Here is a 22,785-nt window from a genome sequence, read left to right as displayed (position 1 = left end):
AGAGAGGGTGAATTTTAAGGATTACTTTTGAGTTGACTCGGTAGGGTGAGTTGCCGGGGATGAACCAGTTTACCATCGAAGTTGAGGGCTTTGTCTTGGAAGGTGCGGGCATTGGCGAGATCTTGGCGCAGTTGGGCCCTCTCTAGGGTGTCGGGGGTGTCGTTGATTAGGTGGATGAGCAGACGGGTGGCTAGATCCCGGCCGGAGACTTGGATGCGCTTTTTGGTGGGGTTGAAAAGGATACCGTACCAGAGAGATTCGGGGTGATCGATATGACTGAATCCACCTTGAGTGTCGTAGGTGGAGAGTTGGGTGAAGATGCGGTCTAGGGTGAGATGGTGCTGGTAAATGAGGATACCGATCGCCCGAATGAGGGCGATTTGACCAACAGGACGGAAGAGCATGTGACCCTGGCCGTCGGTGCTTTCAAAGCTGAAGCGGCGCAGGTCGGTACACAAAGCTCCGGTTTCTAGGCTCTGGTAGCTGGGGAGGTTGGCCAGGTGGTCGAAGAGGGTGGAAAAGATGGCGATCGCCTCATCGAGTTCCTCGTCTTCCGGGCGCAGGGGAATCAGTCCTTTTTCCGTGGGTTTCCAGTGGGGGTAGGGATGCTGGAGATAGGCTTGGGCCATGTCTTTGAGGGCGGGAAGAGTAGTCAGAACGGTGGATTTGGTGGAGACAGTGGCGCTGTCAAAGTTGACTCTAGGGTGGCGATCGCTCTCTGCCTTCAGTAGAGGATGATTAACCGCGAGACGACGGGCGACAATAGAGAAGCCGTCATCTTCATTCAGAAGCGCCAGTTGACCGGCACTCAGGCGCACCGCCATCAGGTTGACATGGACAAAAATCGAGCGAATGCGCCCCCTGGCTTGGTCGCGGGTTTCCCCAGCCAGAACGGCGGGCATAATTTCGAGACCGATGGTTTCTTGGGCTAGGTTTTGCAGTTGGCTGGGGGTGATGGGGTAGTGCTGATAGAGGTCTTCGGCGGTGATGCTGGAGCCGGTGGGCTTTCTGTTTTTCTTGTATTTGGGTAGGGAACCGGTGCGGATGAGTTCCATGAGTCCTTGGATACCCATGAGCCGATGTTGGCCATCGAGGGCAAAAAGGGAGATACTGCGATCGAGGTCGAGCAGTCCCAGGGTTTGGTCGCGGTTGAGGGGGGTAAATGGGGCGGCCGACTCCGTAGCCCGATCTTCTCTGTCCCATTCGGGGGCATGGGGTGCATCGACCCAGGGCGGACTGACGACGGCGAGGATGGGGGGGAATTTGTGGTTGCGACGGACAGCTAGATATTGGGCGAGGGGGGCTTGGCGCGACCAGTCAAGGGGGCGCTGTTGTAGGTGTTCGATGGTTTCAGCATCCCGGATGGGGTTGTGGGTTTGGGGGTCGAATTTGTGTTGAAAGAGGGGGAGTTGGTGGGCAAACCGGACATGGTTAGAGAGCCATTCGAGGGTGACGGAGGCGAGGTAGGCTTGGCTTTGTCCCATTTGGGTTTTTTGAACGAGGAGTTGGTGGGGTGGGAGTGGGTCGAGAATGGTCATGGGGGAATTAAAAATTAAAAATTACAAATTAAAAATTAAAAATTGGGGTTAAGGTTGATTATCTCATTGATGTTGGTTGGTTTGCCCTCTTCCCCCTGCCCCCTTCTCCCACGGGAGAAGGGGGTTTTAAGTCCCTCTCCCTGGGGAGAGGGATAGAGGGGCAATAAGTTTTCTAAAACTGACTCAACTTTTTAAAAAGTGTGTCATACTGGGGGAGTCGCGGGGGGAAAGGGTGATGTTGACGGCGTTTGAGTATGTGCTACCAGTGGTTCGGGGGATTCAGGGGGGAGATGAGTATTATACATCGATGTGTCCTCTGCGGTTTTTACCGAAGCTATTCCCGGTGGGGATGGGGGAGAGCGATCCGGTGTTGCGGGTGGGGCGATCGCCTTCTCGGTCTCGGATCAGGAGTTTATGCCGTTATATTTTAGACAATTTAGACAGCTATATTTTACCGGCGCTGATGGTGGCTATTGATGGGGATACGCGGTTTGAACCGGTGAGTGAGGAAGGGGAAGATTGGAAGATGGGGCGCTTGTATGTGCCCATGGATGCCACATTAACTATTAATGATGGGTGGCATCGTCGGATGGCGCTGGAATGGGCATTACAGGAGCATCCAGAGCTGGGATATGAGACGATCGCGGTGTGTTTCTTTTTGGCGATGGGATTGGAGCGATCGCAGCAAATGTTTTACGATCTCAATTGCCATAGCATAGCTCTCGATCCGGGGTTGGGGTGGTTGTATAACCATCGGCAATGGGGCAACCGTTGGGTATTAGAAGTTGTTCGCAATGTGCGAAATTTACGGGAGTTAACTGATTTGGAACGGAGCCGCTTAGGGGCGAAGTCAGGTAAGCTGTTTACCCTGTCGATGGTGTATCCGGCAATACAGCATATGCTCGATCGGGGGGTGACTGTGGCGCAAGCGGTGTTATTTTGGCGGGGGATAGGGGAGGTGATACCAGTTTGGCGATCGGTGTTGACGGGGGAGTTGAGGGCGTGGGAAGTTAGAGGAGATTCTGTTTGTTGTCAGGCGATCGCCTTTTGGGGGTTGGCAGAGGTAGGGGTTACCCTGTTGTCTCTGTATCCGGAGTCCTGGGAAATTTACTTACAGGGTTTGGCGGCGGTGGATTGGTCGGTGGCTAACCCGGTTTGGCAAGATTCGATTATGATTAAGGGACGCTTTCCGGTTTCTACTGCTGCTAGGGTTTGGATGCGGGAGTATTTGATGGGGTTTTTGGAAACATGAGTCAGGTTAGGAGGTTAACCTAACTCATGACATAAAATCAGAATGAAGATTTAGAGCAGTTTAGAACAGTGAAGCAGTATCAAGCCACCCTAGTTCTTGTTTAACTCGATTAACGGCTGGTGTCATATTATTCCTACCCGATAAAATTTTATATCGTTTGTTAGGATCTCTAGAATTTGGGTTGGGTCTAACTAAATTATCTACCCATAAGTTACTACCTATTGACCAATCTAGTTGACAAAGTTCCCGCACTTTGTGAGAATCAAAAGTGTTTTGATGGGAATCATACGTCATATAGAATAATTTCCCTAGAATTTGTAAACCAGCACTTGTACTCAAAATACACTTATTTTGGAATCTGACCACATCTTCCCAAGTTAAGGTATCAACCTCAGTTTCAAAAATATATTTGGTGTCACTACAGTTTTGGAAAAATTCGTTGCAACAGTTCACCAAAGCATTGGATGAAGCCTCAACATCATAATCTTTTAGTTCAGCGTCGGGATTATTACTGAAAGCACAACCAACCAATTGAACAATATAATTAATCTTATAAATTAGCTTATATTCTCTTCGTGTGGCTGCTGTAACTTCAGATTGTTCAGTTTTATTGAAAAACATTGGGACAGCTTCAATCAAATTTTTAGCTATACCAATACGCCCTTCAAATTCCCCATATGATAAAAGTAGCGATTTATCCAAAGGTCTAGTCTGTGCCATATCACGAAAATCAGTTTGACATTGTTTTAGATCGGATTCTAAAATCAAAGTGATAGGAAAATATTGATTTCCAATGATTTGGATTTCTGAACCTCTAGTTAATTCATCTATTGCACGGATTCTATGCTGCCCATCAGTAATATCTAACTTCACATTACCTGGAATCACCACTAAACCCATACCTCGCCCTAGTTCAATAAGCTTAATTTGGGAATCATCAACATTAGCTGTAATTGTGCCTAATACCCATGGCCTATTTTTGTGAACCCTTTCTCGAATATAATTTTTAATTTCTTCAGCATGTTGCTGTACCACGGGGCGGTTTTTTCCCGAATCAGGATTATTCTTAGTAGAAGGTTTAGCTTGTAAAAGATTCGATAGATCATATGCAGGAACATTGATTTGCAACATCTTCCGGCCTCCCTGATGAAAAATCAAGGCAGGATAGCACCTATCTTGGTAGTATTGAGCAAAGTAGGGGCTTAAAACTTGCTCAAGTGCTAATGGCTGTTGAGTGTTTGCGTCACTATGTGTAGACATGCTTAAGAATGTAGTAAAAAGTTGTAATTACCTGATATTTTAATATAGTAACAAAAAAATATAACATTACCAACCTCAAAAATACTTATTTTTCGTCATGACAGCAACTAAGCCTTCACTCTTGCCACCGCGTACCGTCAATGAGTTTATCATTTCCATTGAGAAACTCATTGAGGAAATTCAGGATCTTTACTGTCTCGATGAAATTCCTTGGGTGATAGGATACAGTGGTGGTAAGGATTCAACCGTAATTTTACAGCTTATCTGGAATGCCTTATCCAGACTGCCGATAGAGCGCAGAACTAAAACGGTTCATGTTATCACCACAGATACCCTAGTTGAAAATCCGATTGTTGCTACTTGGGTAAAAGAATCGATCAGAAATATTAGAAAGTCGGCAAAAGAGCAGCAAATGCCGATTGAGCCTCACTTACTCTATCCAAATTTCAAAGATAGTTTCTGGGTTTGTTTGCTTGGGAAAGGATATCCTGCGCCTCGCCCAGGTTTTCGGTGGTGTACGGAAAGAATGAAAATTCAGCCAGTTAACTTCTTTATCCGGGAAGTCATTAGAACTTATGGAGAAACTATTATTGTTTTAGGAGTTCGTAAAGCTGAAAGCTTAGTACGTGCAGTACGGATACAAAAGTATGAAGCTAAAAGACTGCGTGAACGCTTAAGCCCTAATCCCTGCTTACCAAATTCATTAGTATACAGTCCAATTGAAGATTGGCGAACGGATGAAGTTTGGATGTACCTCATGCAATGGGAAAATCCTTGGGGAATCAATAACAAAGACCTCTTTTCCATGTATCGGGGGGCAACTGCTGATAACGAATGTCCCCTAGTCGTCGATACCTCAACCCCTAGTTGTGGCAGTTCTCGCTTTGGGTGCTGGGTTTGTACCTTAGTTGATAAGGATAAATCCATGGAAGCCATGATCCAAAATGATGAAGAAAAGGAATGGTTGCAACCGCTTTTAGATCTTCGCAATGAACTCGATCCAAAAAGCGATCGCGATAAACGAGATTTTCGGCGCATTTATGGAAAAGTAGAACTGTTTGAACGCAAAGTTGAAACCGAGGAAAAACAACCCGCTCATGAAAAAGATCCTTCAACTAAACTAGAACCAATTCCCGGCCCCTATAAAAAAGAATGGCGGGAATACTTACTCAGACGACTGCTCGAAGCACAGGTACAAATTCGCCAAACCGCACCGCCAGAAATGGGAGAAATAACCTTGATTACTCCGGAAGAATTAAGCGAAATTCGCCGCATTTGGCTAGAAGAAAAACATGAATTTGAAGATAGCTTACCCCGAATTTATCAAGAAGTTATGGGAGAAGAATTTATCGATCGCCGTCCAGAAGGCGATCGCACACTCCTTGGTATAGACGAATGGAGCGTTCTCGAAGAAGTCACCGATAAGGATTCCATGGAATTCGAGCTACTCGCCAAACTCCTGAATACCGAGCGCCAATATCAAAACAAAAGCAGTCGCTCCGGCATTTATGAGGCTCTGAGCAAATGCTTTGAAAGCAGTTCTCGCGAACGAGAAAAAGCCATTCAACAGGCCCATTTTAAACATAAAATAAAAACCGCCGCTTTAGCCGGGGACGCGGAAAAAGTTGAAGACTTCATTAAACACCCCGAAAAAACCGATCCCAACCATCCCGACAACCAACCCAAATCCGAACCCCCACCCGCAACCGAACAACTCAGTTTAGGTTGGGGAGAGTTTAAGTTTGGTTCCTCTGCTCAGAAGGGTTAGCCCTCATCCCCCTTCTCCCCCAGGCGCTGCCCTGAGCGAAGTCGAAGGGAGAAGGGAGTAAAAGTCCCTCTCCCTGGGGAGAGGGATACAGGGAGAGGGCAATAATTATTCATTGTTAATTATTCATTGTTAATTGTTAATTGATTTATGATCTTCCTCGAACTCGTATTAGAAAACTTTGGCCCCTATAGTGGTAGACAAGTCCTCAACCTGCGCCCCAACGAGGGTAAACCCATCCTCCTCTTAGGGGGAATGAATGGGGGCGGAAAAACGACCCTCATGGATGCCATTCGCTTAGTCCTCTATGGTCATCGAGCCGAATGTTCCACGCGAGGAAATCTCAGTTATAGTAACTTTCTCAAACAATGCATTAATCGCCATACTCCAGACTCAGAAAAAACCCGATTAGAACTTTTGGTGCAGATTATTTCTGGGGATAGCAGCAAAATTGCCAAAACCGACACCCTAAACCCCGATGACCCAGAATCTCAATTCCATACGCAACTGCGAATTATCCGCTATTGGACAAAGCAAGATAGTAAGGATACCTTGGGAATTTTGAATGGTGAATTTCCAGAAAATACCCTTAGAGATACTTGGGATGATTATATCGAAAACCTGTTACCTTTGGGTATTTCCAATCTGTTTTTATTTGATGGGGAACAGGTGAAAGAATTGGCCGATCTTGATGCTCCCCCTCCCTTAGTAGTGCAAGCGATTCAGTCTTTATTGGGGTTAGAATTAGCCGATCGCCTAGACACCGACTTAGACATCCTCTCCCGTCGTCAGCAAAAGAAAATCGCCGATAAGCAGGAATTGGGCAATTTAGAAGAAATTGACCGCAAACTCAAGGGATATGACGGGGAAAAGGAGCGCATAAGCCAAGAGATCAAAAATACGGAAAAAATGCTCAAACGAGCGATAAGCAAGGCTAAAGAAGCCGAAAATCAGTTTGTTTCCGAGGGGGGAAAAATCGCGGCTGAACGCCATCAGCTTGATTTACAGAAAAAGAGTGAGGAAGGGAAAATTAAGCAGACTCGCGATGTACTGGTGAATTTAGCTGCTACTTCCTTACCCCTGAGTCTGATTGAACCTTTAATCAATCAGGCGATCGCCCAAGGAAAAGCGGAACAGGAGTCCTTAAAAGCGCAAATTTCCCGCGATCGCATTCAAGAGCGCGATCGCCGTTTGCTCGACTATCTGCAAACCCTCGAACTTTCCCACACCCAAACCACCGATATAGAATCCTTCTTACAGCAAGATTACCATCATTTAGAACAGGAAATCTTACCCCCTGAAAAAACTTGGCTGCAAGCCACATCCGCAGAAGTTGAAACCCTAGAAAAACTAATCGCCTACGATATTCCCAGCCAACGAGAAAAAGCCAAAGTTGAATCCGCAGCGCTAGAAAAATTAGAACGGCAACTGATGGATATCGAGCGCAAACTCACCGTTGCTGCTTCGCCTGAAATCTATCAAGACTTAAGGGACAAAAAAGAACAAGCGAACGACAAAAAGACTAAACTCGAAATCGATTTAGAATACAAAAATCGGCAACTGCGAGACCTTGAGCTACGCATTAATGAAGCCAAAAAAGAACTCCAAGACTACAGCGAGAAATTTCTGGAACGGGAAAACGCCACCCACATCGTCAACTCCATTGTTAGGGTTAAAAATATACTGAAAAAATACCGAGAGAAACTGACGCTAAAAAAAATTAACAAGCTCGAAAACCAGGTCACTGAATGCTTCCGCTATCTGCTGCACAAATTTGATCTCGTTCACCGCGTCATTATTAATACTAAGGATTTCAGTCTCTCCCTGTATGATTGTGAAGGGCAACCCCTGCCCAAACACCGCTTATCTGCCGGAGAAAAGCAACTGTTGGCGATCGCCTTTTTATGGGGTCTCGCCAGAGTCTCCGGCCGCCAACTCCCTGTAGCCATTGATACCCCTCTCGGTCGTCTCGACTCCTCCCACCGCCAAAACCTAATCGAGCGCTACTTTCCCAGCGCCTCCCACCAGGTGATCCTCCTCTCTACTGATACAGAAATCGCCCAAACGGAAGTCGAAAATCTACGCAATCAAGAAGCCATTACCCGCGAATACCTGCTCAAATACGACCCCACCACCAGCCAAACCACGATTAAAGAGGGTTATTTTTGGTAATTTGCCCTCATCTCCCAGGGGAGAAGGGGAGTAAAAAAACTCTCCCTGGGCAGAAGGATTTAGGGAGAGGGCACACTAAGCTGCCTAACGGGAATCTCAATGATAAACGTTGTTCCCTGACCCACAACGGACTCACAACGTAACTGCCCGCGATGTTTTTCTACAATAATCCCATAACTAATAGACAACCCCAAACCCGTGCCATTACCCACCTCTTTAGTCGTAAAAAACGCATCAAAAATCTTAGACTGAATCGCTTCCGGAATTCCCGGCCCATTATCACTAATGGCAATAGAAGCCCAATGGGGCTGTTTAATCTCAGTCGTAATCGTAATCTGGTTAGGACATTGGACAACCTCCTCCCAAGAGCGGTGTTTATTCTGTTCCTCAAAAATATCAATTGCATTCACCAAAATATTCATGAATACCTGATTAAGCTGTCCTGGATAGCATTCAATGAGGGGTAATTGTCCATAGTTGCGAATCAGTTCAATCCCTGGATTATTGCCCGTTTTATTGAATCGATTCCCCAAAATCATCAAAGCACCTTCAAGTCCATCATGGATATCGACAACCTTAAAATCCGATTCATCCAACCGGGAAAACATGCGTAAAGATAGAACAATTTGCCGGATGCGATTGGTTCCCACCTGCATAGAATGTAAGAGCTTCGGCAAATCATCTTGAATAAACCAAAACTCTAATTCATCTTCTAGTTCGACGATCTTCTGACTCGGTTGTTTGCATTCCTGTTGGTAAGCATCGAGCAGTTTTAATAAATCATCCACATAATTGACGGCATGGGTAAGATTGCCATGGATAAAATTCACGGGATTATTAATTTCATGGGCAATTCCAGCTACCAATTGACCCAAACTTGACATTTTTTCCGTTTGTACCAATTGAGTTTGGGTGCGTTTGAGTTGCTGTAAAGTGTCTGATAATTCTGCCGTTCTTTCTGCTACCCGTTGCTCTAACTGATGGGTTAAATCTTGCAGCAGCTCATGGGTGCGTTCCCGTTCTTGAATTTCTATTTGTAGTTGTAAATTTTGCTTGTCTAACTCATCTTCGGCTAATTCTTGGCTTTCTTCAGTTAAGACAAACCACCAAGCCCCCATTGCACATAAGACCAAGAGCAAGGAATAGATCTCTAAAAATAGGGTAGAAATTAAGCGGACATCCTCCACCGGAAACTGGGCAGATTTCCAGACTCCAAAAAAGAACACCAAGCCTAAAACCGCTCCACTGGTTCCAGCTAAGAGGAAAAAGCCTCCTAAAAACCGGATCGCCCGTTTGAGAAATTGGGGAGAAAAATGTTCTTGAAGAGTGGATAACCAGCCTGGGGAAGGTAAGGATAATTGATTCTCTGAAGTATGCTTACAAGAGTCATGACAATGGGCTTCTAGAGTACAACACAGAGAACAAATATAACCCTGATAAACGGGACAATAGGCACTATCAGCCGGTTCATAGTGCTGTTCGCAAATGGAGCATTGAATGAGGGAGGGACTAAGGTTGACAAGATCCCGCAGTTCATTTTTACGGGCGATGTAATATTTTCCCTGAGTTATCCAAGCCAAAAGGGGCGATAAAATCAGGGCAATACCCAAAGCCAAAAAGGAGGAATAGGCTTGCAGATAGGGGCCCAAGAGTCCCAGAAAGGCGATAATGGCAATGAGGGAGGCGATCGCCATAGAACCAAAGCCTACAGGATTGATATTGTAGAGATAGGCCCGCTTAAACTCAATATAGGAAGGGCTGAGTTTCAGGGGTTTATTAATGACTAAATCAGCCACTAGCGCCCCGATCCAGGCGATCGCCACATTGGAGTATAGCCCCAAAACTGCCTCCAGAGTCTCAAACACCCCCAACTCCATCAGCAAGAGGGCGATCGTCACATTAAATACCAACCACACGACCCGCCCCGGATGGGAATGGGTGAGACGGGAGAAAAAATTAGACCAAGCCAACGATCCCCCATAGGCATTGGTAACATTAATTTTAACTTGAGAAATAATCACAAACAGGGTAGCCACAGGCAACACCACCCCCGGATCGTCAAACATATCGGCAAACCCACCCAGATACATTTGAATCGGTTGTTTCGCCTCACTTTCCGCCAATCCATGGGCGATCGCCAAAGACGCTAAAAAAGACCCCCCTAACTGTTTCCCTATCCCCAAAATCACCCAACCTGGGCCAGCAAATATAACGGCTAACCACCATTTCCAAGCATTGGCGGCGGTTTTTTCCGGCAAAAACCGCAAATAATCCACCTGTTCCCCCAACTGGGCAATCAGAGAAAAAGATACCGTTGCTGCCGATCCAAACAACAGAGTATTTAAACCCGCACCACTAGCCGAATGACCGGCAAAATTCACCCAATTTTGAAAGGATTGTGGCTCCTTATACAGCACAAAAATATAGGGCGAAATCATTAAAAATAACCAAATCGGCTGCGTCCACAGTTGCAACTGATTAATCAACGTCACCCCATAAAAAACCAAGGGAATAATCACCACCGAACAGACCAAATATCCCCAAGCTAAAGGCAGATCAAAATATAACTCCAAGGCTTGAGCCATAATGGCTGCTTCTAAGGCAAAGAAAATAAATGTAAACGAAGCATAAACCAAAGACGTAATAGTTGAACCGATATAGCCAAACCCCGCGCCCCTGGTCAACAAATCCATATCAATACTGTATTTGGCGGCATAATAGGTAATCGGCACACCTGCCAGAAAAATAATCAAGCCCGAAAATAAAATGGCCCAAAACGCATTAGCAAATCCATAACTGATTAATAAAGAAGCCCCGATCGCCTCCAAGGCTAGAAATGAGATCCCTCCCAAAGCTGTATTTGCCACCAAAAATTCCGACCATTTACGGAATGATTTGGGGGCATAGCGCAAAGAATAATCCTCTAAGGTTTCATTCGCCACCCAAGTATTATAATCTCGTCGCTCCTTAACGATGCCTTTCACTAGATTCTTCATCAACAACGTCATACAACTTGTGCCTCAATCACCAACATTAGAGAGTAACCCTTATTTTTCGATCTATAGTTTGGTACAATTTTCTCTAGGGCGATAGAATATTCTACCCGCTCATCTAAGGGTTTTTCGTCCAGGATAGATGCTTCAATGATAAAAAAGATCTTAAATCTAACCCGATTTCAGTTACAGTGTCTCACGCTACTATAGCGCTACGCCCCGTTCTCGATCCGTTTAAGTTGGTTTCAGTTTGGTGAGACCCTATTCTTCATCCAAGGATTTGGCTAGGGACGATTTTTTTTACCCCCACTTTATGGGCCATCACCATAGGTTTTAATCCCCTTAAATCTCCCTTAAAAAAGGGGACTTTTTGTGTTCACTCTGGGTACAGAGGGTATGGACGACAAGTTGGCTACCGAGGGGACTGAGGTGGATATGATCTCGATAAAGGCTCTCTGGATTCTCATGGGCATTAAAAATGGGTAAAAAGTCAATATAGGGGATTTGTGACTCTTCTGTGAGCGCTAACAGTCGCGCTCTGGCTTGGAGTTCATAGTCTTTGGGGCCCGGTTCTCCGACTTCGCGCTTGAGGGGAGTCATGGCTAGGAGGACTTGGGCTTGATGGTCTTGACTGTAGCTCTGAATGTCCTGAATGGCTTGTAAATTAAAGCCTACCCGATCGCCTTTTTCTCCTCGAACTGCGGCCATTTCTGGGGGCGCTTCATAGGGCAACACAAAGCGAGTAAAGGCTTCCACGATAGCGAGGGGAGGATATTGACTGGGATAAAAACGATCGCGCCCTACGGGAATTGAAGTCGGTGCAGTACCAAACAGATCGTCCGTATTAATCAACAGAATAATCAGCTCTGCCCCAAATGTGCCATATTTGCGTAAGTAGGCAATTTCATTACGCGGACACCAGGAATTTGCCGAAATATTTAGCACTTCTACGGGTTTCCCGCTCTCTTCCTGGCGTTGATTGCCGATCAGGGTTGAGAGAATCTGCTCCTGATCCGTCCACCATCCCCCATTGGCGATAGAATCTCCAAGGAGTAATATTCGTTGGGTTCCCGGTTCTGGTTTGTCGCTAATCTCAGCATTCCGCATGGAATATCGGTTAATGGTAATCCGATTACCAAACCGGCGGGTGGTTTGGGAGGGAGCGAGTAAATAACCAATCTCTGGATCGGCTTTGTAAATTAAGGGTTTCCCCAAACCGAAGAACCCACGCAGAGCAAGTTCAAAGAAAGTAAAAAGACTTAGGGCGATCGCCCCAATCAGTAATAGAATTTTAATCTGACCCATAGATTCGGAGTATCTGCCTGATTTGACCCTTCCTATCCTACTCGATCGCCCAATTGGGTGATGGAAGCTCAAGCCAGGAACCGTTACCCTAGGGCTAGGTCTCACTTATCAAGATTTATATTTGTTCTCATGGAGGCTAATCGCCATGTCTGACTTAAATCGCGGCATCATGAAATTCAAAGGAGCAGATAGCCCGGCGGCGATCGCCATCTCGTCTATCATCGTTTTAGGGGGTATTGCCGTTCTCATCTGGTGGGGTTTACAATCAGCCTACGCCTTGGGCTAATTTAACACAACCATAGAATCAGTATCCCGGAACCCGCCGCGATCGTTCTTGATAAGAGCATAGAGGCGGGTTTAGTTTATAGTTTTTGAAATTCTCTTTATGTCGTACAGCAACTTTAGCCTCAATTCTGTTATCAAACAATTCCACTTAACCCTAAAAGACAAGCAAAATCTATTTACCGACACTTCCGACATTACACCCAGTGAGTATCTGACAACCACGCTCAACTACAATCTTCCCTTAGCCAGTGAAATTAACACCGAAAAATCGCGCTCAGAAATGATTATTGCTCCCATCTTATTAGAAGTGCGGCGATTAGTTGCCGATCGAATTAGCCTATTTTCTGGACGAGAATTTAATGTAGAACCAGAACAAGGCTTGAATGGAGCTTGTGATTTTCTCCTCAGTCTTTCTGAATCTCAATTAATCATTGACGCTCCAGTTTTCATTATTGTTGAAGCCAAAAAAGAAGATATCATTGGTGGATTAGGGCAATGTATCGCCACTCTGGTTGCTGCTCAGAAATTTAATCAACAAGAACAAAAAAATATTGAAACCATTTACGGCGCGGTCACATCAGGAACGGCTTGGCGATTCATTAAACTCGAAGGGAATATCGCTTATGTTGATAGTGTTGAATACTACATTAACCAACGGGAAAAAATTCTTGGTATTTTAGTTAGTATGATTACTTCCTTGCTATCCCAGGAGGAAAGGAAAAATGGGTTACAGTGACTTCAAAATCAGCCAACTCATTAAACAATTTGACTTGAAACTTCATGAAAATCTCAATCTCTTTGCAGAAATACCAGAATTGGAACCGAGTCAAATGCTGACCACTTTTCTGCAAGAAAATATCCCCTTAGCGCTGGGAATCAATACGGAAAAAGCGCGATCGGAGATGATTATCACCCCGATTTTACTGGAATTAAGACGCAGAAAAGACTATCAAATCAGTCTCTTTTCGGGTTCAGACTTTAATGTAGATAGTGCCCAAGGGTTGAATGGAGTCTGTGACTTCTTAATCAGTCTCTCTCCAGAAAATTTGTTTATTACCTCGCCAGTTGTTACTCTAGTGGAAGCCAAAAAAGAAGACATAAAATCTGGTTTGGGTCAATGTTTAGCGGAAATGTTAGCGGCTCAAGTGTTTAATGCACAAGAAGGAAATCAAATTCCCGTGATTTATGGAGTGGTCACATCTGGCAATATCTGGAAATTCCTGAAACTGGAAGAGAAAATGGTTTATATTGATTCAGTCGAATATTATATTAACCAAATCGCTAAAATCCTGGGAATTCTAATCTATGCCGTCAGCTAGGAAAGGAGCGCCTAATGTTTATTCGAGAGTTGTAATTCTTGAATTTTACTTTCTTGGGCGTTAATTTTCTGGTTTAACTCCCGAATGCGTCGGGAGAGCAAGCGAATAATATTAACGGCAATGCCTGGGGTTTCATCAATGGCATCATAGAGTTGTTGCTGAGTTAAAACTAAACAGTCGCAAGTTTCGATCGCCGTCACCGAAGCCGATCGCGGTTCGGCATCAAACAGGGACATTTCCCCAAATGTCGTTCCCTTATCTAAGTAAGCCAAATCCCGATCGCCAATATGCACCCGTACCCGTCCAGACACCACAATATACAGAGAGCGTCCCTCTTGTCCTTGGGTAAAAATCGTTTGTCCAGCCGGAAAAGACAGCTCATCCATAATCGAAGCGAGGCGCACCAAAAAATCATCTCGTAACTCTTTAAAGATGGGCACACCTCGTACAAATAGCAAGCGGTCAACGCTACTTAACATAACTTCTCCGGATCGGGGTTAGGGGGATGGGGGAATGGGAGGATAGGGGAATGGGGAAATAGGAAACTCCGAAGAAACCTCACCGAAGATTGAGGTTGAGGACACCTCGGTATGGGAGAGTCCAAACTCTTCAATTAAAGCTTGAACTTGGGCAGCGACTAGGCGATCGGGATCATTTTTGAGCATAGGCAACAATTGACTCAAGGTTGAAGGGCTTGCTACTTTAAGATAATTCAAGACGGCTTCCCGGACAAATCCCCTAGGATGGCGCAGTCCAGCAAGAATATGTTCGGGGGTGGTACTCCAACGGAAGGCTTGAGCCACATGGAAACAGCAGGCTAAAGGCCAATCTGAGAGAAAATGCCGTAAGTCGAGAAGATGGCGCAGGCGATCGCTCGAACTCAGGGGTTGGTATAGGACTAAATCTTCTAGATAGGTCAGTTTTTCGGCGATCGCATACTGATCGAGAACCGTTAACAGGGCTTTTTTATGGGGAATATCGACAATATTATCTAAAATTTCCAATCCCTTAGCCTGACTGCTCATAGAATTAGACTGGAGATTAAAGTAAGCCGCTTGTACGCTCTGGATGGGATACAAGCACTTCATTAATAAGAAACAGCGCTCAATGGAGTCCGTTTCTAGATCGATGAGCGATCGCAACAATAACTGAGCTTCCCGACCCGAAACCCGATCCTCGGCCAGATCTAAACGTCCTGCATAGAGTTGGCCGATGAACATCAGTTCTTGGTCAATCAATAATTCAATCCCCGATCGCCCCATGACTGCCTGTACTTTTTCAATCCCCAGATCGTCGGGTAATTTAATCAAGATTTTGAGGATATTGCGGCGGGTACTTCCCCAAGAGGTTACCAAGTTTTGGGTTAATACATGCAAGGCTTCTGGGGTTCTAATATCCCCAATGGTCATCCAAGCATACATGCGAACCAGATCGGGTTTATAGATATCGCGGGCTAAATCTAACAACAGAGGAATCGACTCATGGCCTAAACGTACCAGCGCTTTACAAGCCGCTTCGCGGGTAGATTGGTAATACAGACCCCGCAGTAGGGAGGGATAATATTCTTCTAAACGGGTAGCGGCGATCGCCTCTAGCAGGGCACAGCGCACCCGCAGGGAATCATCCTGAAGTAAATTAGGCACATAGAGGCGCAGCGCTTGCATATACACCGCTTCCCCCAGAGCGCGACATCCCATCACCCGTTCCCGTTCCTGCTCGCTCGTGACCATGCGCCGTAGGGTATTGGTGGCTTCTGCTTTTGCTTTGGCATTACCCCGTCGTAACATTAAGGCTGCGGCCGTTGACCGCACCACCGGATCGACGGCCGGTTGCAGATAGCTGCGTAACTGACGAATATCCGGTTCAGCTTCTGTGAGCCAAATGTAGCGCAGGGCTAGAGCTAACACATCCGGCAGTAACGCCGTTTGGGTGAGGGCGCGAATGGCTTCTACATCCTTGGTTTGGGGATGTTCTAGCAGCACTTCTAAGCTTTGCCGTTGCAGAGCGGGAGACAGGGAAGGCAAGAGGGGAACCAGTACCTCATTGATATTTTGGGGGTCAAAGCGGTTGAGCAGTTCAATACAAGAGCGTTTATCTTCCTCCGCTCCCGGCTGTTTTAGGGTTTCGGCCACATTCCGTTGTAGCGATCGCAAATCCACATCCGAGACCCCTAAGCGGCCGCTTTTGGCACTCGATACCAACAGTTGCACATAGCCAGAGCGCAGGAAGAAAATCGCCAATAACCAGCACAGGGAAATGACGATGGTTTGGAATAGAAAGATATCTGACTGTCTAGGTTGCAGTTGAGGAACGATTTGGCTACAAAACCAAATTGTTCCCAACAGCAACAAACCCGTTACCCCAGTTGAGATCGGTTCGGCGATCGCCCGCCAAGCCTGAATGCCATTACGGATGCTTTCTGGAAGCGGTTGAAACAGAGCCGGTCCCAACCCTAACACCACCGTATAGCGCAACAAATCATCAAAAAACTTCAGGGTAATCAAACACCAAAATAGATCCGCCACATGGCCCAAGGAAATCAAACTAATAATTCCCATCAGTCCCGGTAGCAGGGAAGCCGCCACAAATACCCCTAAGCGCTCAATTAAGCGGGAAGAGACAAACCATTGTAGAACCAGTTCAAACAAGCCCAAAACCCCATTAAAGAATCCCAGGAAACTAGCCACTTCCCCCGAATTCAGGTTTTTTTCCAGTTGGTCAAAGAACTGGAACTCGACAAATTGCAAAGAGCCTTGGGCGACAAAAAAGAAGAGAATTAAGGGAATCACATAGCGCCACACCGGGCGACCCAAGCGCCTCTGGGTAAAGTCTGAGGCTTCTTCTTGGGATACCCGGTTAGTGGTGTCTGGGAAAAATTGTTGATAATTTTGGGTGAGGTAAAAGGCGATCGCCCCCCCCACAAACATCAATACACTGGCACAGATCAGGATATTTTCCACCCGCAGGAAGGTCAAGATGACCGGTAGGGAAAATCCACTCACCACATCCGCCATCAAAATCCCACTAGAAATTAAGGGATAGGTTCGTTTAATTTCCCGAATATTAAACAGTTGATTGGCACAAATACTGGTATTCAGTTCATTGAGGATAAAGATTGCTTCACACCACAGACGCAGCAAAAAAATTAAGATGGGTGCGATAATGATTAGATCTAACCCTAAGCGGAGTAAAAATAAGGGAATAGCCATGAGGATGGCCGTCAGCACAATCACCTTACGCAAAGGAATGATGGTTTGTAACCAGTCGTACAAAAACCCTAATCCTGAACCCATCACCGCACTGGCAATATAAATCCAGGGTAAAGATTCTGCCCCAAACCGTTGCAAGAACAAATCGGCGGTACTCGCTTCTGTCCAACTGAGGCCCACACAACTTGCCGTATAAAACGCCAGCATTAAAACGGTGCGTTCACTTTCGTCTGGCCGAAGGTTAAACCATTGGAAAAATCTTTGTCCCCACTTGTTTAAGCTGCGTCCCTGATAGTTGAGTTCCATATCTTGGTAATTTACATGGGTCATACTCTCCCTAGGTTCAAGATTTCTGTCTCTTCTCTAGGGAGAGTATGACTTATGACTCTTTTTTCGGGGAAAGGAGCATCATCATATTGCGCCCTTCCCGTTTCGGTTCTTGCTGCACTTCAGCTTCCTCTTCTAGATCCTTCGCCAAGCGCTTGAGCAAATCTTCTGCTAAATTGCTGTGCTGAATCTCTCTTCCTCGAAAGCTAATCGTTGCTTTAACTTTATCACCTTTCTTGAGGAATTTCTTGGCATGATTGAGGCGAACATTATAATCATGTTCCTCAATTTTATAACGCATTTTCACTTCTTTAACATCGGCTGTGTGCTGCTTTTTCTTGGCTTCGCGGGCTTTCTTTTCTTGCTCAAATTTATATTTTCCGTAATCTTGAATTCGACAGACAGGGGGATCGGCTTTATCGCTGACCAGAACTAAGTCTTGTTCTTTTTCTTGAGCGAGTTGGAGAGCTTCTCCAGGGGACATGATGCCCAGTTGAGTGCCATCACCATCGATGACTCGGACTTTGGGATATTTAATCCGTTCGTTAATTTGGGGAAGATCGCGATTTGATTTTTTGTCAACCACAGGCGTTTTGAATGATAAATAGGGGATAGAACAACAGTCAGATCTGGAATCTGATGATTTCAGAAGAACTCAATTGGGTCTGATTTTAGGAATGTAGACCGTTTGAGTCTCCAATAGCTTGGTTTGAACAATGAGATCTTTGCTCTCTACCCAGAGAATCCCTTTGGGTCGGGTATGGGGGCAAAGTTGAGTGGGTTTCTGCCATTGTAACTGACAGGTTTTGAGTTGCTCTACATTTTTTAACTTGTTTTTGCCTCTAGGGGAGGATTTGGGGAGTTTTGGAGTCTCTGAGAGCAGGAACAGGGAGAGTTGCCCCCAGATTAATCTTAAGAAAGGATTATAGGGAGGCGATCGCCTAGCCAAAGCTCATATTATAGTTGAGTCTATGATGTATAGTGTAAGATTTAAACCTAAACTCAGAACCTGATAGTATCACTCGTAGGCGGATGAGGCAACTATGAAACACACCCTTTCTGTACTGGTAGAAGACGAAGCTGGAGTCTTAAGTCGCATTTCTGGTTTATTTGCTCGTCGCGGCTTTAACATTGAAAGTCTAGCCGTCGGCCCGGCCGAACAACTCGGAGTCTCCCGGATTACTATGGTTGTACCTGGAGATGACAAGATTATTGAACAAATCACCAAACAGCTCTACAAGCAAATTAATGTCCTGAAGGTGCAAGACTTAACAGACAGTCCTTGTGTAGAACGAGAATTAATGTTACTGAAAGTCAATGCTCCGGCTCAAAGTCGCTCAGAAATTATTGAGTTAGCGAACATTTTCCGCTCCCGCGTGGTGGATGTGGCTGAAGATTCCCTCACCCTGGAAGTCGTGGGAGACCCTGGTAAAATGGTGGCCATTGTCCAAGTGCTGCAAAAATTTGGCATTCGGGAAATTGCTCGCACCGGTAAAATCGCCCTCACCCGTGAATCTGGGGTGAATACGGAGTTGCTCAAATCTTTAGAGGCGAAATTAGCTTAAAGCTGAAGCAGCGCGATCGCATTTCTCCCCTACAATAGGAAAATCACCTAAACCCCCCAAAGGAGAATCATTGTGCCTGAAGCTGTTGGTGTTATCCAAACCCTAGGATTTCCTTCCATTCTCGCTGCTGCTGATGCTATGGTGAAAGCAGCACGAGTCACCCTCGTTTACTTCGATCGCGCTGAAAGTGGTAACTTTGTCGTTGCTATTCGGGGAGGAACTTCAGAAGTTGTACCCGCAGTTGAGGCAGGCATTCGGGAAGCGGAAAAAGTCTTTGGGGGTCAAGTGATGATGCACTACATTGTCCCCAATCCCCCCGAAAATGTGCAAGCAGTGCTTCCCATTGACTACACGGAAGTGAGTGAACCTTTTCGCTAGATGGTGAGCGGCAAGAACCCATTCCCTATTCCCCATTCCCCATTTTCTTCATTCAACTGACCCCCTAAACCCCTACAATAAAGTCTTGCATAGAGATGGTTATTGATTAACATTAGGAGCAACAATTATGGGACAGCAAGCTGTTGGATCGATTGAGACCAAGGGTTTTCCAGGGATTTTAGCTGCTGCTGACGCAATGGTAAAAGCAGGACGGATTACCTTAGTCGGCTATATTCGCGTTGGAAGCGCCCGCTTTACGGTCAATATCCGGGGAGATGTTTCTGAGGTCAAAACGGCAATGGACGCAGGAATACATGCCGTAGAGAAGGCTTATGGAGCGACCCTAGAATCCTGGGTGATTATTCCTCGTCCCCATGAGAACGTTGTTGCTGTCCTCCCCATTGATTACAACGATAATGTAGAACCCTATCGTTTAGCGGTTGAAGGGGGAACTCCACGACCCTCATTAATTTAGGTGAGTAAGGGGTAATATCAAGTCTAGTTAAACACCATACAGGGCTTTGCGCCCTCTGTGGGGGAATGGGGGAATGGGGGAGTGATTTCCCCATCGCCCCTTAACCAAGGTTAAGACACGGTTAGGTATAGGCACAACCGGTCTAGAACACCCGTATCTGTAGGGGCGGGTTTCAAACCCGCCCCTACAGAAAGGTCTCACGGTTATTTGAATTGACTATATGACTAGGGAGCCAGACGCTCCCACTCCTGAAATCCCCTTACATTACTCAATCTCTGCTTCTCCACCAACCACCACATTACTGATGCGTAAGGAGGGGCCGCCACAACCGACGGCTAACCCATTCTGTCCCCCTTTGCCACAACCACCGGACTCATCCCAGTAAAAATCATCACCGATCGCCTCAATATCCGCTAAGGTACTGAACACATTGCCGGAAAGGGTCACATCTCGCACCGGTTCAGCCAGTTCTCCATGGCGAATCATCCAAGCTTCTCCGGCACTAAAGGTAAACATTTCCCCATTGGTCATGCCTCCGCGCCAGTTTTTAGCATAAACCCCTTCTTTGATCCCGCTAAAGAGATCCCTGACCGGGGTTTTGCCGCGCTCAATCCAGGTATTGGTCATCCGTACCAAGGGGGGATAATGATAATTCAGGCAACGGGCATTTCCGGTGGGTTCTTCTCCCAGTTTGCCTGCGGTTTCCCGCGAATGGAGACGGCCCACTAAGACCCCATCTTTAATCAGTTGGGTGGTGGTTGCTGGAGTGCCTTCATCATCATAAAAATAACTGCCTCGGTGACCTTGGGGCGCTGCTCCATCGAGAATTTGCAGGGTTTCTGGGCCAAATTTGCGCCCTAGGGTCATCACTTCCAGGATATCGGGGTTTTCATAGGCCATATCGGCTTCGGAAAGGTGGCCGAAGGCTTCATGGACAAATAATCCGGTTAAAATGGGATCGATAACGACGGTGTAGGTGTTGCCTTTAATGGGGGGATGGGATAGGGCGTTAACGGCACGCTGGGCAGCCGATCGCACTTGGTCATCAAGTTGGGTTAAATCTTCATATCCATTGCGCGATCCGGTGGTTTCTCGTCCGGTTTGTACGGTGGAACCTTGGCGAGCAGTGGCGGCAAATCGCATCTCTAAGTCTACCCAAGATTGCTCAATGAGGGTTCCTTCTGAGGTGATCAGGATCATCCGTTGACAGGAGTCCCCATAGCGCACGGAGGTAGTAGCAATTTGGGAATGGGTGCTGTGGAGAATGTCTGCGTAGCGATCGCATAATTCTTTCTTCTGGATGAGGGGAATTTCCCTGGGATGGGTTCCCCCTAGGGGCAAAACCCGGCTATCTTGAATGATGGGAATGGGGGCTAAGATGGTTTCTTCTTGTCCCACTAACCGCGCTGAGGCGATCGCCTCTTCTATCCGTTCCGATAACCCCCCCAGTTGGTTAAAGCTGCTCATTCCCCAACCCCCTTTGTAACAAGCTCGTACTTGTCCCCCTAGGGCAATACCTTCACTGAGAGTTTCCACCTTATCCCCCCGCAGCAAGATATCGGTCGCTTCTGCTTCTTCCAGACGAATCGCTAGAAAATCGACTTGAGAGCGATAGCGCTTGATTAAATCCGAGAGCAGGTTTTGCAGATCTGTATTCATAACACTTAACCTGATTAAGACTATTGAGGCTTGACGATTACTTCTGTAAAGAACTCTTACCTGTTGGCTTCGCTCTCTCGATCTCAATGCTCCAAGAACGAGACCCCTAGTAACTGTATACCATGGATTCCTCTGGTTGTTCTCAATTGATCAGCCAGAAGCTCATGGCGATCCATCCCTCCACCTTTCCATTTTCCCCACAAGGCGATAAAATTAAAGGCTGGCATAAAATAAAGACGAATCAGCAAGGAGAATCCTGATTATGGCCCGGATGTACTATGACGCGGACGCTAACTTAGATTTACTCAACGGTAAAACCGTTGCCATTATTGGCTATGGTTCCCAAGGACATGCCCATGCTCTGAACTTAAAGGATAGTGGAGTAAATGTGATTGTGGGGTTGTATGAGGGGAGTAAGTCAAGAGCTAAAGCAGAAGCTGCCGGGTTAGTGGTTAAACCTGTTGCGGATGCGGCCCAACTAGCAAACCTGATTATGATTTTACTGCCGGATGAGGCGCAAAAGACTATTTATCTTAATGAAATTGCGCCTAATCTGAGTGAAGGTAATACCTTAGCTTTTGCCCATGGTTTTAATATCCACTTTGGTCAAGTGGTTCCCCCAGAGAATGTGGATGTGATTATGGTAGCGCCAAAAGGGCCGGGACATTTGGTAAGGCGAACCTATGAACAAGGGGAAGGGGTTCCCTGTTTGTTTGCGGTGTATCAAGATGCAACGGGACAAGCCCGCGATCGCGCCATGGCCTATGCTAAAGGAGTCGGTGGTACTCGTGCGGGTATCCTGGAAACCACCTTCCGTGAAGAAACTGAAACTGACCTTTTTGGCGAGCAAGTTGTTCTCTGCGGTGGCTTAAGTGCCCTGATTAAGAGTGGCTTTGAAACCCTGGTAGCCGCAGGATATCAACCGGAATTAGCCTATTTTGAATGTCTCCACGAAGTCAAGTTAATTGTAGATTTAGTGGTAGAAGGTGGACTAGCCAAAATGCGTGATAGTATCTCCAATACGGCTGAATATGGGGATTATACTCGCGGCCCTCGCATTGTCACTGACGAAACCCGCGCTGAAATGAAGAAAATCCTCAAAGAAATTCAAAGCGGCCAATTTGCCCGTGAATTTGTGTTAGAAAATCAATCGGGTAAAGCTGGATTTACAGCTATGCGTCGCCAAGAAGCTGAACATCCGATTGAAGAGGTGGGCAAAGATTTGCGAGCTATGTTTAGCTGGCTGAAGAAAGCCTAGTTTTTGACTTCCCGAAGCGATTGGG

At 46.2% G+C, this 22,785-nt stretch carries 19 protein-coding genes; 10 read left to right on the top strand and 9 right to left on the bottom strand.

Going from position 1 to position 22,785, the window contains the following annotated elements; genetic code table 11:
* Window positions 1–14: 14 nt before the first annotated feature.
* Window positions 15–1,538, bottom strand: a complete 1,524-nt coding sequence (locus AC3FZD_RS17810) for a DGQHR domain-containing protein (protein WP_488737310.1) — start codon at window positions 1,536–1,538, stop codon at window positions 15–17.
* Between the two features lie 235 nt (window positions 1,539–1,773).
* Between AC3FZD_RS17810 and AC3FZD_RS17805 the strand changes: the two genes are divergently transcribed.
* On the top strand, window positions 1,774–2,790 hold the full coding sequence (locus AC3FZD_RS17805; RefSeq protein ID WP_488737309.1) for a DNA sulfur modification protein DndB: 1,017 nt from the start codon (window positions 1,774–1,776) through the stop codon (window positions 2,788–2,790).
* A 60-nt stretch (window positions 2,791–2,850) separates the two neighbouring features.
* Here the strand turns inward: AC3FZD_RS17805 and AC3FZD_RS17800 are convergent, their stop codons facing one another.
* Window positions 2,851–4,050, bottom strand: a complete 1,200-nt coding sequence (locus AC3FZD_RS17800) for a DNA sulfur modification protein DndB (RefSeq protein ID WP_488737308.1) — start codon at window positions 4,048–4,050, stop codon at window positions 2,851–2,853.
* A 97-nt stretch (window positions 4,051–4,147) separates the two neighbouring features.
* Here AC3FZD_RS17800 and dndC point away from each other — a divergent pair, with 97 nt between their 5' ends.
* Window positions 4,148–5,818, top strand: coding sequence for a DNA phosphorothioation system sulfurtransferase DndC (gene dndC, locus AC3FZD_RS17795; protein ID WP_488737307.1), 1,671 nt, complete (start codon window positions 4,148–4,150; stop codon window positions 5,816–5,818).
* A gap of 147 nt (window positions 5,819–5,965) precedes the next feature.
* Complete coding sequence (gene dndD, locus AC3FZD_RS17790) at window positions 5,966–7,987, top strand: DNA sulfur modification protein DndD (RefSeq protein ID WP_488737306.1); 2,022 nt, start codon at window positions 5,966–5,968, stop codon at window positions 7,985–7,987.
* Window positions 7,988–8,046: 59 nt separating this feature from the next.
* Here the strand turns inward: dndD and AC3FZD_RS17785 are convergent, their stop codons facing one another.
* Both AC3FZD_RS17785 and AC3FZD_RS17780 read right to left on the bottom strand, forming a co-directional pair.
* Window positions 8,047–10,995 (bottom strand): ATP-binding protein, encoded by a 2,949-nt coding sequence (locus tag AC3FZD_RS17785; RefSeq protein WP_488737305.1) that lies wholly within the window; start codon window positions 10,993–10,995, stop codon window positions 8,047–8,049.
* A gap of 327 nt (window positions 10,996–11,322) precedes the next feature.
* Complete coding sequence (locus tag AC3FZD_RS17780) at window positions 11,323–12,285, bottom strand: SGNH/GDSL hydrolase family protein (RefSeq protein WP_488737304.1); 963 nt, start codon at window positions 12,283–12,285, stop codon at window positions 11,323–11,325.
* Between the two features lie 145 nt (window positions 12,286–12,430).
* On the opposite strand from AC3FZD_RS17780, the gene AC3FZD_RS17775 reads away from it, so the two are divergent.
* From AC3FZD_RS17775 to AC3FZD_RS17765, 3 genes are all read left to right on the top strand, one after another.
* Window positions 12,431–12,571 (top strand): hypothetical protein, encoded by a 141-nt coding sequence (locus tag AC3FZD_RS17775; protein ID WP_488737303.1) that lies wholly within the window; start codon window positions 12,431–12,433, stop codon window positions 12,569–12,571.
* Between the two features lie 99 nt (window positions 12,572–12,670).
* Window positions 12,671–13,306: a hypothetical protein gene (locus AC3FZD_RS17770; RefSeq protein WP_488737302.1), complete on the top strand. Its 636-nt coding sequence runs from the start codon at window positions 12,671–12,673 to the stop codon at window positions 13,304–13,306.
* Window positions 13,293–13,889, top strand: a complete 597-nt coding sequence (locus tag AC3FZD_RS17765) for a hypothetical protein (RefSeq protein WP_488737301.1) — start codon at window positions 13,293–13,295, stop codon at window positions 13,887–13,889. The genes AC3FZD_RS17770 and AC3FZD_RS17765 overlap by 14 nt, the downstream gene beginning before the upstream one ends.
* 11 nt (window positions 13,890–13,900) lie before the next feature.
* Here the strand turns inward: AC3FZD_RS17765 and AC3FZD_RS17760 are convergent, their stop codons facing one another.
* Genes AC3FZD_RS17760 through AC3FZD_RS17745 form a run of 4 tightly spaced genes read right to left on the bottom strand, consistent with a single transcriptional unit; the run spans window position 13,901 to window position 18,374 of the window.
* Complete coding sequence (locus AC3FZD_RS17760) at window positions 13,901–14,368, bottom strand: Crp/Fnr family transcriptional regulator (RefSeq protein ID WP_283756217.1); 468 nt, start codon at window positions 14,366–14,368, stop codon at window positions 13,901–13,903.
* Between the two features lie 18 nt (window positions 14,369–14,386).
* Window positions 14,387–17,428 carry a HEAT repeat domain-containing protein gene (locus AC3FZD_RS17755; RefSeq protein WP_488737300.1) on the bottom strand — a complete coding sequence of 1,014 codons (3,042 nt, stop codon included), beginning with the start codon at window positions 17,426–17,428 and terminating at the stop codon, window positions 14,387–14,389.
* Window positions 17,429–17,477: 49 nt separating this feature from the next.
* Complete coding sequence (gene infC / locus AC3FZD_RS17750; protein ID WP_488740377.1) at window positions 17,478–18,038, bottom strand: translation initiation factor IF-3; 561 nt, start codon at window positions 18,036–18,038, stop codon at window positions 17,478–17,480.
* Window positions 18,039–18,080: 42 nt separating this feature from the next.
* Complete coding sequence (locus AC3FZD_RS17745; protein ID WP_488737299.1) at window positions 18,081–18,374, bottom strand: hypothetical protein; 294 nt, start codon at window positions 18,372–18,374, stop codon at window positions 18,081–18,083.
* A gap of 94 nt (window positions 18,375–18,468) precedes the next feature.
* Between AC3FZD_RS17745 and ilvN the strand changes: the two genes are divergently transcribed.
* From ilvN to AC3FZD_RS17730, 3 genes are all read left to right on the top strand, one after another.
* On the top strand, window positions 18,469–18,990 hold the full coding sequence (gene ilvN / locus AC3FZD_RS17740; protein WP_488737298.1) for an acetolactate synthase small subunit: 522 nt from the start codon (window positions 18,469–18,471) through the stop codon (window positions 18,988–18,990).
* Window positions 18,991–19,062: 72 nt separating this feature from the next.
* Window positions 19,063–19,368, top strand: coding sequence for a BMC domain-containing protein (locus AC3FZD_RS17735; RefSeq protein WP_283756213.1), 306 nt, complete (start codon window positions 19,063–19,065; stop codon window positions 19,366–19,368).
* A 124-nt stretch (window positions 19,369–19,492) separates the two neighbouring features.
* Window positions 19,493–19,843, top strand: coding sequence for a carbon dioxide-concentrating mechanism protein CcmK (locus AC3FZD_RS17730; protein ID WP_488740376.1), 351 nt, complete (start codon window positions 19,493–19,495; stop codon window positions 19,841–19,843).
* Between the two features lie 264 nt (window positions 19,844–20,107).
* Here AC3FZD_RS17730 and AC3FZD_RS17725 read toward each other — a convergent pair whose 3' ends face one another.
* Complete coding sequence (locus tag AC3FZD_RS17725) at window positions 20,108–21,502, bottom strand: TldD/PmbA family protein (RefSeq protein WP_488737297.1); 1,395 nt, start codon at window positions 21,500–21,502, stop codon at window positions 20,108–20,110.
* 262 nt (window positions 21,503–21,764) lie between these two features.
* Here AC3FZD_RS17725 and ilvC point away from each other — a divergent pair, with 262 nt between their 5' ends.
* A complete protein-coding gene (gene ilvC, locus AC3FZD_RS17720) occupies window positions 21,765–22,760 on the top strand; it encodes a ketol-acid reductoisomerase (RefSeq protein WP_488737296.1) in 996 nt (331 codons plus the stop codon).
* The last annotated feature ends 25 nt before the right edge of the window (window positions 22,761–22,785 follow it).

The sequence above is a fragment of the Roseofilum sp. KMC-1 genome, assembly GCF_057802075.1.
Note: the sequence above shows the minus strand (reverse complement) of the source record. Positions and strands in the feature narration are given on the sequence as shown.

What these genes read in the sequence shown, in the direction of transcription:
- AC3FZD_RS17725 (WP_488737297.1), bottom strand. Translation starts at nt 21,502, where the DNA reads ATGAATACAGATCTGCAAAACCTGCTCTCGGATTTAATCAAGCGCTAT.
- AC3FZD_RS17780 (WP_488737304.1), bottom strand. Translation starts at nt 12,285, where the DNA reads ATGGGTCAGATTAAAATTCTATTACTGATTGGGGCGATCGCCCTAAGT.
- AC3FZD_RS17800 (WP_488737308.1), bottom strand. Translation starts at nt 4,050, where the DNA reads ATGTCTACACATAGTGACGCAAACACTCAACAGCCATTAGCACTTGAG.
- ilvN (WP_488737298.1), top strand. Translation starts at nt 18,469, where the DNA reads ATGAAACACACCCTTTCTGTACTGGTAGAAGACGAAGCTGGAGTCTTA.
- ilvC (WP_488737296.1), top strand. Translation starts at nt 21,765, where the DNA reads ATGGCCCGGATGTACTATGACGCGGACGCTAACTTAGATTTACTCAAC.
- dndC (WP_488737307.1), top strand. Translation starts at nt 4,148, where the DNA reads ATGACAGCAACTAAGCCTTCACTCTTGCCACCGCGTACCGTCAATGAG.
- AC3FZD_RS17785 (WP_488737305.1), bottom strand. Translation starts at nt 10,995, where the DNA reads ATGACGTTGTTGATGAAGAATCTAGTGAAAGGCATCGTTAAGGAGCGA.
- AC3FZD_RS17770 (WP_488737302.1), top strand. Translation starts at nt 12,671, where the DNA reads ATGTCGTACAGCAACTTTAGCCTCAATTCTGTTATCAAACAATTCCAC.
- AC3FZD_RS17805 (WP_488737309.1), top strand. Translation starts at nt 1,774, where the DNA reads ATGTTGACGGCGTTTGAGTATGTGCTACCAGTGGTTCGGGGGATTCAG.
- AC3FZD_RS17775 (WP_488737303.1), top strand. Translation starts at nt 12,431, where the DNA reads ATGTCTGACTTAAATCGCGGCATCATGAAATTCAAAGGAGCAGATAGC.
- AC3FZD_RS17810 (WP_488737310.1), bottom strand. Translation starts at nt 1,538, where the DNA reads ATGACCATTCTCGACCCACTCCCACCCCACCAACTCCTCGTTCAAAAA.
- AC3FZD_RS17760 (WP_283756217.1), bottom strand. Translation starts at nt 14,368, where the DNA reads ATGTTAAGTAGCGTTGACCGCTTGCTATTTGTACGAGGTGTGCCCATC.
- AC3FZD_RS17755 (WP_488737300.1), bottom strand. Translation starts at nt 17,428, where the DNA reads ATGACCCATGTAAATTACCAAGATATGGAACTCAACTATCAGGGACGC.
- AC3FZD_RS17765 (WP_488737301.1), top strand. Translation starts at nt 13,293, where the DNA reads ATGGGTTACAGTGACTTCAAAATCAGCCAACTCATTAAACAATTTGAC.
- dndD (WP_488737306.1), top strand. Translation starts at nt 5,966, where the DNA reads ATGATCTTCCTCGAACTCGTATTAGAAAACTTTGGCCCCTATAGTGGT.